6 protein-coding genes are annotated in these 12,457 nt (G+C 49.6%); all 6 read left to right on the top strand.

Features of this window, described 5'->3' with window-relative positions:
* Positions 1 to 259: 259 nt before the first annotated feature.
* The 6 genes from EKK48_08090 (at position 260) to EKK48_08115 (ending at position 12,397) form a co-directional block, all read left to right on the top strand.
* The gene (locus EKK48_08090; GenBank protein RTL43696.1) at positions 260 to 1,360 is read left to right on the top strand and encodes a DUF1624 domain-containing protein; all 1,101 of its coding nucleotides are present in this window, start codon (positions 260 to 262) and stop codon (positions 1,358 to 1,360) included.
* 141 nt (positions 1,361 to 1,501) lie between these two features.
* Entirely contained in the window at positions 1,502 to 5,323 is a 3,822-nt protein-coding gene (locus tag EKK48_08095) for a DUF4132 domain-containing protein (protein RTL43697.1), read from the top strand.
* On the top strand, positions 5,323 to 6,486 hold the full coding sequence (locus EKK48_08100) for an AAA family ATPase (protein ID RTL43698.1): 1,164 nt from the start codon (positions 5,323 to 5,325) through the stop codon (positions 6,484 to 6,486). The genes EKK48_08095 and EKK48_08100 overlap by 1 nt, the downstream gene beginning before the upstream one ends.
* Positions 6,479 to 9,007, top strand: a complete 2,529-nt coding sequence (locus EKK48_08105; GenBank protein RTL43699.1) for a hypothetical protein — start codon at positions 6,479 to 6,481, stop codon at positions 9,005 to 9,007. Before EKK48_08100 ends, EKK48_08105 begins: the two co-directional genes overlap by 8 nt.
* 82 nt (positions 9,008 to 9,089) lie before the next feature.
* The gene (locus tag EKK48_08110) at positions 9,090 to 10,163 is read left to right on the top strand and encodes a VWA domain-containing protein (GenBank protein ID RTL43848.1); all 1,074 of its coding nucleotides are present in this window, start codon (positions 9,090 to 9,092) and stop codon (positions 10,161 to 10,163) included.
* On the top strand, positions 10,163 to 12,397 hold the full coding sequence (locus EKK48_08115) for a hypothetical protein (GenBank protein RTL43700.1): 2,235 nt from the start codon (positions 10,163 to 10,165) through the stop codon (positions 12,395 to 12,397). Before EKK48_08110 ends, EKK48_08115 begins: the two co-directional genes overlap by 1 nt.
* The last annotated feature ends 60 nt before the right edge of the window (positions 12,398 to 12,457 follow it).

The raw sequence follows: 12,457 nt of genomic DNA on the forward strand, positions 1-12,457 counted from the left end.
TGCTGGCAACAACAAAATTTTGCCAATTATCGCATGCCTGAATCTATCCCCATGCTTATTAAAGGAAACGGCGGGAACCTTTAATAAGCTCCCCTGCAATTAAAGGTTCACTTAATAACAAGGTTTGATCAGCTCGATTTGACACATCGTCAAGTGGAACACTATTGCTTCCCAAGTCTCATACAAAATTCTGAAAGGAAAAATGAGCTCGCTCGATTTTCAAAGATGACACAATAGCCGAGTCAAACGAGCCAATTCTGTGACAGAGCAGACACCGAAGCGATTCCTTCCACTAGACGTATTCAGAGGCATGACCGTATGCTTCATGATTGTTGTCAACACACAAGGAACTTCGAAATTAATCTACCCGGCGCTTGACCATGCGAAGTGGCACGGCTTCACTCCGACAGATCTTGTATTTCCATCTTTCCTATTTGCCGTAGGCAATGCACTCAGTTTCACCCTGAGCAAATACGAGGCAAAAGGCAATCGCGCGGTGCTGCTAAAAACACTCAAGCGCACCGCGATAATATTCTTGATCGGATTCATAATACTCTGGTTGCCTTTCAAAAAACCGCTATCGCACACGCGCATTCTCGGCGTCTTGCAACGAATCGCTCTGTGTTACTGCGGTGCATCACTGATGATCCATTACTTGCCGCGCAAAGCAGTAATTGCTCTATCGATAATATTCTTGCTCGGTTACTGGGCGATCTTGTACTTTTGCGGAGCACCAGGTGATCCATACAGCTTGCAAGGAAACGCCGTACTTCCGCTGGACCGGCTGATCCTGGGGGACGCCCACATGTACAAGGGCGAAGGCATTCCCTTCGACCCGGAAGGCATACTCAGCACGATACCAGCAGTGGTGAATGTCCTGGCTGGATACTACACGGGGTGCTTCATTCAAAAGCACGGAGATAAAACTGACTCACTGATCAAACTCGCTGGTGCAGGCGGCATTCTTATCGCTCTCGCACAGCTGTGGAACATCGTCTTGCCGATTAACAAAAAACTCTGGACGAGCTCGTATGTTTTGCAAACGGTCGGCATAGACTTAGTGATACTGGCAGCGTTGATTGCGATAATCGAAAAATTACACTGTGTAAAATGGACGGAATTTTTTACCGTCTTTGGCAAAAACACTCTCTTCATCTATGTTCTCAGTGATCTATTCATAATTGCGATGATCCACACGTACGTTTCCAGCGATATGAACGTCTATCGCTATTTCACAGAGCGTATTCAATCTATTGTTCCGGGAGAACCGGGCTCAATGTTATTCGGCATCAGCGCTATGGTTCTGTGTTGGGGCATTTGCAAGATTCTGGATTGGAAGAAAATCTACATCAAGGTGTGACACTCATTTCGAAAGCAACTGGCTAATAACAGGGTCCAAGCAAATTCATTTCTCATATAATGAACTGGCAAAGATGCATTAATCTTCCCCAAAACGGGGCACAAAAGGTCCAGTACAAGAAGTGGCGAGGGGTAATAACCAGTGGACTTTTTCAAAAAAATCTTCCAGCTCGGTCAAAAAAATGACGGACCTCGTCTAGAGAATCCTCTCGGGTTAAGTAACGAACTAATAGACACTTACAGCAAAGCGATTGAGCCCGTCGCACAAGTCGATCCGGCGCTTGCCGCAGACTTGTTGCGATTTGTAGTTGACGATAGCGACGAACAGTGTCTCTTGAAACTGCGCGGCAACGCAGCAGCAGCAGAAAAAATGGGCTATGGACCGCAAGTTTATCTCTTACAAAGTGATCCATCGATAAACAGGCAGAGAGTTTTCCACGCTAAGCACAGAGCACCCGCCGAAGTTTGCTTCCGATACTGTCGCGTTCTGGAAGCCGCCTCACACGATCACTACGGTTATCGAGGCATCCTCAGCGCGGGATCGCCAGATTGGTTGGTGATTCTCCTCATTGAAGCTTGCCACTGCTACTCTTACCTCAAGTCAAAAGAACCGCAAGCGCCTCCACAGTGGACAATTACAGAACTCGAAAAAATTCTGGCTGCTGGCGGATTACCCGAAGACATACTGGTCAAGCTCTCGCTCAATCAGCAATGGAAGTATCTTTTTCGTAGCTACAGGTTCGATGCATATTCAGGAACTGTGTCCAACACCTTTAGTGGATTGAGAGAACATTTGGAAAAACACAGCAAGACTGTCAAATCTTGCTTGATGGCTTCTGACGCCGAAGAGCGCAAGTATGCGTTGGAGATTTTGAGCGAACTATCATTTAACTTCAAGGAAATGCCTGAAGTGCTGGTGGCTTATGGCACCGGCAGTTCTAAGACGGTAAGAGAACAAGTGCTGCCTCTGCTAAGCGCGTACAAAGAATTTTATCGCTCCCATATTGAGAAAGTTCTCAAAGAAGGTGGTGCCAGCGAACGCAATGAAGCAACAACGCTACTCTGGCGATTATATGGCGAGGAATGCACAGATACGCTCGAATCACACCTCGCAACGGAAAAGGCGGATCGAGTGCGTCAAACTATAGAAAAATATCTAGCCGCACCAAAAGCAGTGGCTGTAGAAGAGCCGCTCAAGGTGTGCGAAGTCAACATTGATTTAGAACCGCACGATTTGCCTGCAGAAGTGCGGAGCCAGTTCAATAAATACATGGAAGATGGCTACAAGCTCGCCCTTAAGTTTTTCGAAGGACAATGCAAGCTGTACGACGAACAACGCAAACAAATCCCCAATTTGCCACAACCGGAAAAGCCGGTACCCCTGACACAATCAGAATTCGACCAGATCGTCAAGTTCATCGAAGGCAAAGACAACAGCAATCCGTTTCCGCTGTCAATAAAAACACAACAATGGTCACATACTTTTCCAGCAGTTATGGGCGAGCATTTAGCACCACCCGCAGTGACTCTGAGCCACATTGTGCGGTTTATGTACTTCTTACGAATGTTGAACGTTAATGCTTATGGAACTAATGATCGAGTCTGGCTTCAGCACAACAACATACTCGAGCCCTATCGCGAACGTTGCGGTAACACGTTTGGGCTGCGCGAATTCGACGCCGCTGCGGCTACTTTACCCGACCTCAAAGCAGGACTGGTGTCATCGACATATCTTCTGTCCAACACCTGGTCGAATTTTTGCGATTGGGAGCCTGAGGCTATCTGGCCTGCATTCGCCGAGAGACCAGAATTGATTGAGCGCGCTTTGTCGACCACTACAGGGAGCATCTATGACGGCAACCGCAGCACGGCATACAAAGTATTGGCAATGTTCCCGACTCTGCCCGCACGATTCATACCACTTGTCTGGGATCAGGCTCTAGCTGAATCGAAGTCAGACAGACGCTTGGCACAGGATGCACTAAATACAGTGCCAGGTAAAGTGGAAAAGATCATCGGCTCACTTTCAGATGGTAAGGCGAACGTGCGTTCAGCCGCTGCCGAATGGCTAGGCCGACTCGGCGACAAGTCTGCCATCGAGCCTCTCAAAAAAGCTTTCCTGAAAGAAAAAGGTGAGTCAACCAGAGGCGTCATTATCCAGGCGCTCGACAACTTAAAGGCGGATGTAAACGAATTTCTTGATCGCGATAAACTCTTGCAAGAAGCAAAAGCAGGATTAGCAAAGAAGCTTCCCACCGGTTCCGATTGGGTGCCTCTCGATAATCTGCCGGTACTGCACTGGCAAGATACCGGCGCAGAAATTGATGCAAATATCACAAAATGGTGGATCGTACAAAGTATTCAGCAGAAGTCGCCCTCGTGCGGTCCAATCCTCAAACGCTATCTCGAGATGTGCAATCCGGGCGAAGCAGCGCGCTTTGCAAGATTCGTACTACAAGCATGGGTGGCACGCGACACCGCCACCATCTCACATGAAGATGCGACAGCAAGGGCTCAAGCGGATGCCGACAGACTATGGGCACAATATTCAACTCATAAATGGTTCTTGGATGCACACAAGAACGACAAATCGAATGTCTTCAAAGCACAATATGACAATTACATGGGCACGTGCTTGTACTCGGCGATTGAACAAAAGGGAATGTTGGCGATCGTATCAGCAGCCGGAGACACCGATTGTGTCAAAATTGCAGAACAATATATTCGCAAATGGTACGGCAATCGCGCCGCGCAATGCAAAGCACTGATCGAAGTTCTGTCGCGAATTTCACACCCGCTGGCACTTCAAACTTTACTCTCAATCGCCAACCGATTCCGAACCAAGAGCATCAAAGAACTGGCAACCACATTTGTCAATTCCGTCGCGGAGCAGAGCGGGTGGACCCTGGACGAACTAGCCGACAGAACAGTCCCTGACGCGGGATTCGAACGACCAGTAGACGAGAATGGTGAACCTATCAAAAATCGCTGCATTCTTGAACTAGACTATGGTGCGCGCCAGTTTGTGGTATCACTTAACGATCAGCTCGAGCCTATGGTAACAGCGAAGGGCGAATCCAAAACTATCAAAGCCCTGCCCGAACCTGGAAAGAACGACGATCCGGAACTGGCAAAAGCAGCAAAGAAAGAGTTCACAGACGCGAAAAAAGTTGTGAAAGAAGTCATGAAGCGCCAGACGGAAAGACTCTACGAAGCACTATGCACTCAGCGTCAATGGAAATTCGAAGACTGGCGAGAATATTTGGCTGAACATCCTATTGTCGGCCGACTCTGCGTGCGGCTCGCATGGGTAGCGTTCGAACCTCCGAAAGCAGAGGGAGCGGAACAAGAAAAACTCATTGGTGTCTTCCGCCCACTCGAAGACGGCTCACTGACAAACGAGCAGGACGAAGCGGTGGACATTCCAGCTGATGCAATTGTGAAACTCGCACACTCCTGCAATATTTCGAAAGAGCTTGCAGACGCCTGGACAAAGCATTTCCAGGACTACGATGTGACACCACTGTTCGAACAATGCAATCGCCAGGTCTATGAGCTTCCGCCCGAGAAAGTGAAGGAAACCGACGTAAAAGATTTCGTTGGATACTTGATTTCGACCTTCAAACTCCGCGGACGAGCTGTAAAACTTGGCTATGTGCGAGGTGAAGCTGAGGATGGTGGATGTTTCTGCGTCTATCGGAAGAACTTTACCTCCCTGAACATGCAAGCCGTCATAGAATTCACTGGTAGTTACTTACCGGAGTCAGACATACCTGCCGCACTGAGGGAACTCTATTTCGTTTCAACCGCAGGCAATGCAAATAACTCAGTCTGGTCCCAAACAAAAATCGTTTTGTCCAAAGTTCCCCCTGTTCTCCTCAGCGAATGCTATAACGACATGAAACGCATCGCGGCCGATGGCAGCGGATTCGATCCAAAGTGGGAGGAGAAATCAAGATTCTGATGGACGAAAGTTTGAAAACCGCTGAGCGTACGAATCATTCAGAGCTTTTGCGACAGCCCGTCGAGATTCGCTTTGCCGAAGAACTCGAAACCCTGGCCAAGAGCGATACTGGCACAAAACCGCCAGGTTGGAATCTGAGCCCGCGCGCTGTTCGAACTTTTATTTTGGGCAGCGATTCTGCGCAGGGCAAAGTCAAAAAAAATGATGGCTCAGCAGAGTTGAAAATTGGAAAGAAGTTCCATGGCGAGCCGGCCATGATTGACAGAGCAATTGTCTCATTGATGAGCAATCGCGGTCTTCTCTTAGTCGGTGAGCCGGGTACAGCGAAATCAATGTTGTCCGAACTGCTCGCTGCGGCAATCAGCGGCTCAAGCAACTTGACCATTCAGGGCACCGCAGGCACTACCGAAGATCAAATCAAATACTCCTGGAATTATGCGTTGTTGCTGGCAGAAGGACCGACGAGAAAAGCTCTAGTCCCAGCGCCTCTTTATCATGGATTAGAGCACGGAAAGATCGTTAGATTTGAAGAAATCACACGTTGTCCGCCGGAAATTCAAGACACAATGATCAGTGTTCTCAGCGACAAAGTGCTAAATATTCCTGAACTGAAAGAGTCAGAAAACATCCTTTTCGCCAAGCCGGGGTTCAATGTCATCGCTACGGCGAACACGCGCGATCGTGGCGTTCACGAAATGTCAGCGGCGCTTAAAAGGCGCTTCAATTTTGAAACAGTACCTGCAATTGCAGATAAACACTTCGAGCTGGACCTGGTCCTGGAACAAGCGAAAGAGTTGCTGCACAATGCTAATGCCGCAGCAATTGTAGAGCGTGATGTTCTCGATGTTCTGGTCACGACGTTCATTGAACTTCGAAAGGGCCGCACTGAAGAAGGCACCGTTGTCGACAAACCGTCGACCACGATGAGCACGGCAGAGGCAGTCGCCGTTGCTTTTGCGGCGGGTCTCGACGCTTGCTACTTCAGCAGCGATGGCAGGTTGAAAGGTGAGCATCTCGCCAAACAGATAGTCGGCACCGTATTGAAAGATTCAGACGAAGACGCCAAAAAAGTGCGGCAATATTTCGACATCGTCGTAAAATCTCGCGCCAAAAAAAATGAACACTGGAAGTCTTTCTACGACGGTCGAGGCATTCTTGGTTAGTAATCATAGCTTGAGCGACTCCGTGCCACGCAATGTCGGGCAAGGTGAAGCTGCGCCGAACGATCCGCAGCAAATCGTAGCCAGGCTTCTCCAGAAACTTCGAACTGACCGAATAACGTACTTTCCAGTTCGTCACCATTCGCCGGCTTGTGCCGCCTTGATCGAAACATGGATTTTAGAAAACAAACCAGCTTCAATATTGGTCGAAGGACCTTCAAATTTCAACTCACGAATAAACTTACTAACCGACGACGATTGCAAGTGTCCAGTCGCGCTCTTCACCAATTTTATCGACAAGAAGGAACGACTCCAGAAACTTATCCTCAAAGACTGTCCACCACGCTTCTCCGCCTACTACCCATTCTGTGATTACTCACCAGAATTGGTGGCACTACGAAGCGGCCGAAAAATCGGTGCGCGTTTGCAATTTATTGATCTGCAGTACGGCGAAATGATTTTGAATCAATACAGAGTTCAAAAGAAGCCAGAGGACGAGATTGTGCACATAGATTCTCTGGCAGAAGATGAGCACCTGAAGAAGAGCCGCTACATTCAGTCCCTATCTCGCGAATTGGGCTGCCGCGATTTTGATGAACTCTGGGATCACCTGTTCGAAGCCGGCAGAGAAACGCTTTCTGTCGAAGCGTTCATAGATAGGCTGACAACCTACTGTGCTATGGCGCGACTTGAATACACGCAAAGAGATCTGGAAGTGGATGGCACCATAGCAAGAGAAGCCTGCATGGCAGCGGCGATCGTGGAAGAATTGGAAAACAACTGCGGCGGCAAAATTCTGGTTGTCACCGGTGGGTTTCACACCGTAGCACTACCCGACCTGGTAGAGCAAAAAGTAGAACGACCGAAGAAGATTGAATTTACTGACGATGAGCAAGGTATGTGGCTGATGCGCTTTAGCTTCGATCGGCTTGACTCACTGGCTGGTTATTCCGCGGGAATGCCGTCACCAGCATTTTACGACCGGCTGTGGCATTCCGAGCGCAGCTCAGAAAATGCAACTGCACGTATAAGGGAATCAGAACGCGCCGGTGCTGATTTCATTGTGGAAATATCCAGGCGCACGCGCGAATTAATGCTGCCGAATCTGATTACCACACCTGATTCGATCGCCGCGCTGCAAATGGCAAAACAACTTGCAAATTTACGCGGGCATCCGTGGCCCATGCGAGAGGATGTGCTGGACGGCATTCGCTCTTGCTGCGTCAAAGGCGAAGTCAACGTTGAAGGCGCGGCACTTTCAACTATCGTCAGGCAAGTCATGGCTGGAGACCGCATCGGTGAGCTTCCTCCCGGTTGCGATAGTCCACCAATCGTAGACGATTTCTACAGAGAGGCTAAACGGTTTAAGATAGCCCTGGATCGCGTCGAACACAAAGAATTCTCTCTGGACCTGTACCGCAACGCCAATCATCGCTACGTTAGCCGTTTCTTTCACCGGCTGTCTTCGCTCAATGTGCCATTCGCTCGATTTGTAGACGGGCCAGATTTCGTCCATGGAATGCGGCTCGATTTGATCATCGAGAGATGGGAGACGAATTGGTCACCAAATGTCGAAAGCGGGCTGATCGAAGCATCTACTTTCGGCACCACAATCGAAGAAGCTGCTGCGACACACCTGCAAACCCAACTAGCGAATCTGGAAGATAACTCGCAAGGACGGTCCAGTGCTACCGCCGTAGAATTGCTGATCAAAGCTTGCCGCCTTGGTCTGCATACGCAGTCGCTGAAAATGGTGCCGCTGATAGATATCCACATCGCGGAAGATCCGCTGGTCTCGTCTGCAATATCAGCATTATCGCAACTGGAGCTGCTTCTGCAAGCGCGCGAACCACTTGAAGCATCGCACCTGACAGCCGTGCCGCAATTGATGCAAGCGGCATATCACCGCGCCTGCCATCTGCTTAGCGACACGGCACGATGCCCTGCAGATCGAGTGGAAGAATTTGTTGCAGCCTTGAAGATCCTCAGAGAAATCGTCAACTCCGATAGCAACGAGTTTGATATCGACCTGTTCTTCAGCGGGCTCAACTCTATCATCAATTGTCCGCCCCACGAAGCTCAGTCTATGCTGGTTGGCGCTGCGGCCGGCATCCTCTACGGCGAAAGTCGAATTGACCATGAGAAATTGATCGCTATCGTTTGCGGCTATCTTGGTGGCACCAACAATGACCCGAAAAAAACTGCCGGTATCCTTCGAGGTCTGCTCACAACTGCCTGCGAGATAGCCTGGCAAGTAGCCGAAATCATTCAGTCCATCGATGCACAGTTCCAGACCTGGGAGGAAGAAACCTTTCTAAATTTGCTACCCGAATTGCGCCTGGCATTTTCACTTCTCACTCCCTCCGACATCTCAAGGGTCGCTGAGAAAGTGTCGAATGTATACGAAGGTGCGGAGTTGGGACCGCTCGTCCACTACGAGATCGCTGAGGGCGATTTGCAACTGGGGTTGACTCTAAATGATCGCGTACTGAAAATTCTAGAGGCGGACGGAATACGTGAATAGCGAGAGACGCAAAACACAGTCAAAGAATGCGCCAGCGCTTTCCCGCTGGAGGCTCGTGCTTGGGAAGTACGCCAAGCCCAAGATGCCTTCGGTGTTAGATCAAAATCAAGAACGGATGGAGGAAGCTCTAGAGAAGCTCTATTCGCGCGAATACACGGGACGAGGCGTACGACAAGACGCACGTCTCGGACCGGGCTCTCTCGACCCGTCGCAACTCAACGTTACGACCTGGCTGGAGGAGATTCGCGAACTGTTTCCTAAAACCACCTGCGAAAAGATCACCAAGCATGCGCTTGAGCGATACGGCATGGTAGACATAATCAACGATCCAGAAGCTTTGAAGAACCTTGAACCCAGCACCGAACTGCTGGCACTTATGCTTACCCTCAAGGGTCACATGCGCGGACCGGTTCTTACTGAAGCGCGTCGTCTGATCGCAAAAATAGTTGAAGAAATCAAGCGCAAACTTCTGAGTCAGATTCGCAACGCAATGTCTGGGCGCTTAAATCGCTTCTCTTCCAGCGCTTACAAAAGCGCTCGCAATTTCGACGCTCGAAACACGATTCGACGAAATCTCAAAAATTGGGACGCAGAGAGAAAACAGATAGTTGTCAGCGACCCGAGATTCTACCAGCGAGTGCAGCGGCACATGCCATGGGAAGTAATCTTGTGCATCGACCAGTCAGGCTCGATGATTAACAGCCTTATCCATTCAGCGGTAATGGCCGGCATATTTTCTGCTCTGCCAATGGTGCGAGTGAGACTGGTTGTCTTTGACACGTCAATAGTCGACCTCAGTGCGCACGTTTCAGACCCTGTCGAGGTGCTGATGAGCGTTCAACTCGGGGGCGGCACCAACATTGGCAGAGCAGTTGCCTACTGCGAGAAACTGGTATCACAGCCCAAGCGCTCGGTGCTTGTTCTTGTGACCGATTTCTGCGAGGGTGCCGATCCGCGCGTGCTGATCGGTGCGATAAGACGTCTGCGAGAAGCCGGGGTGAAATTGATCGGATTGGCATCACTCGATGAAAAATGCGGCGCCTTTTACGATGAAAAGTTAGCCGGAAGACTTGCCGCAGAGGGCATGGAGATTGCGGCTCTAACGCCGGTTGAACTGGCACGCTGGCTGGCCGAAGTCATGCAAGGGAGCCGCTAATGATCGACGCCGATCGAATCAAACTAGCAACAGTTCTATCCGCTGTAGACGAAAACTTTCTGGTTGCTCTGGCAAATAAAGGCCTCGTGCGCAGAGCCCTGAAAGACCTTGAGGGGCAAACACTGAAAATTGAAGAAACCGACAATGCTATCAAAGTTGTAGGTCCGGACTGGTCTGTGATGATGCCCGTCGAAGGACCAGCGAAAGCAACAGACGACACAATCGCTTCTGGTATCACTCGGCAGATACTGGCGGCTGCCATATATTTGCGCGACAACTGGTCACCAAAAGTATTATCAACTCTGGAAGACATAGAGCGCCCCCATCCCGGGTGCACTCCGCCTGATGCTGACACAGTTCCGACCACAAAGTCCGCAGCTCCTTCTAAAACGTCCTCGGAGATCGATCCCGCACGCCTTCGAGAAACGCTTCTGTCGCTAACCGTCGATGACCTTTCTAAATGGGCCGGTAAGAAACTGGTATCAGATTTACTTGTTCTATTGAACGACTCAATGGAATTAGAAGTCGAGAGCAAACTAGGACTCTTGCTCCGCCTTCCTCAGCACAGCATAGAAATCCAGATTATGCCCGGCAGAGAGCGGGGCTTGAAATTGCTTGAAAGCATGCTGTCGACCGCCCCCAAACAAATGCACAAGAAATGGGTCGCGACGGCCATTATCCTTCTACAAAAGAGAGCAGGAAAAGACCTCAAGCCAGGTCTAGCTGAGAGAATTGATATTGAGTCCCCACGAACTCAGTTGCAGGTTCTGCAGGAATCACGAAAGTTGTTGGTGAGCATGATGGATATTGGGGTCGCCCATCCGTCCACTCGCTTGATCGAGCGACTATTCACTCTGTCCATATCCGCATCAGCTGTTCATTTACCGCGTCTATCAACCTTACTAAAGACCATTTCAGATCAAGTCTCCCAGCTGGTTTCAAAGAATGTAGCAGCAGATTCCCAAAACTTGTTTTCGACTATGAGTCGCGCCTTCTGTTTGATCAAAGCACTAGAAAAATTTGCCGAGAAAAATGCAGACGAGACAGCTTCATCAATTAATTTTCCTGCCCACCTGGCAGGGGTTGCGCGCAGCCAGTATGACCCTGCCGGCGATATCAAATTGACCGGTATCGGAGCCTATAACTGGCAAACGCGATCCGGATTCCATGGTCTTACGTGTCTGTTCTGGGAAGCGGAGAGGAAGCGATTTCTTTCATGGTCAATAAGTCGACCCAGCAACACTTTCAGCATCAGTGATGCGGAACAAGCATACAACATGGAGCAAATCTGGTCGGCAGACTCCGCTGATAAGTTATGCCGCTCTTCATTCACTCTAAAGGACGCGCGGGTCAACCCTTTCGGCAGAATATCAAATGCTCAGCAAAGTTCAGTCGCTGAAATGACGAAGGCGATGTTTGACGCGAAAACGTTCGAGGGACGAGCATTCTCTGACTTCGCCGACGCAAGAGCGTACGCAGCGCATCAATTTCCAATCGGTCTAAAAGTTTCAAATGCACTCGATCGCGTCGTAATCTTAGAGCCTAAATCCTGGGGCAATCGCACATACGACGAAATGCGCCAGAGGTTTTGCTGGGAAATTTTTGATTCGTCGAACCACTCGATACGTTTGACATTGCCGTGGGAAAGCGCCAATGAGAGAGCAATCACATTTCTCGAATCTCTGAAACCAGCCTTAGACAAGATCAATCGTATCGTGGTACGGCTGGAATTCTCAGACGACGACGTAACATTCGAGCCAATATCGCTCCTCAGTCAAGGCAGCAGAAGCGATGATACAGTGCTAAATCCCTATTTCGACCAGCAATTGATAGAAATCGCTCAAACTGGCTTGCTTGACCGCCTTCGGGCCAAATTCGGGCGGCAACCACGGATACAAACGACATTATCCGATGATGAAAGCTGGGACCATGTCCAGAACTATTTCGACATAAATGAACAGTCACCACCTCATCTGATTGCAGCGCTATCAGAGACGGAAAATTTGCTCTTACAACTCGCCGAATCAGGAACAAAACGATTGAACGAAAACCTGGCAGAACGCATTCAACGGCTGGGAACGCAACTGTCACGCTGGGGACTCTCTGAACTGGGCGCAAGCATCCAGTCGATAGCCGAAGCGAAGGGTTCGTGCGGAGAGCGTGTGCTCTGGAGCGACTATTTATGCTCACTACACAGACAGCTACTCTGTATGCAAGCCGTATCGAACAAGTGATTGCTCTTCGTTTAGCGGCTTTGCCTCCAGGGTACTGATCAGTTCAGGAAGCTTGAACAA

The organism is Candidatus Melainabacteria bacterium (assembly GCA_003963305.1).
In the GTDB taxonomy this organism is placed as follows: domain Bacteria; phylum Cyanobacteriota; class Vampirovibrionia; order Obscuribacterales; family Obscuribacteraceae; genus PALSA-1081.

Coding starts and splice junctions, on each gene's coding strand:
- EKK48_08115 (RTL43700.1), top strand. CDS start 10,163: ATGATCGACGCCGATCGAATCAAACTAGCAACAGTTCTATCCGCTGTA.
- EKK48_08100 (RTL43698.1), top strand. CDS start 5,323: ATGGACGAAAGTTTGAAAACCGCTGAGCGTACGAATCATTCAGAGCTT.
- EKK48_08110 (RTL43848.1), top strand. CDS start 9,090: ATGCCTTCGGTGTTAGATCAAAATCAAGAACGGATGGAGGAAGCTCTA.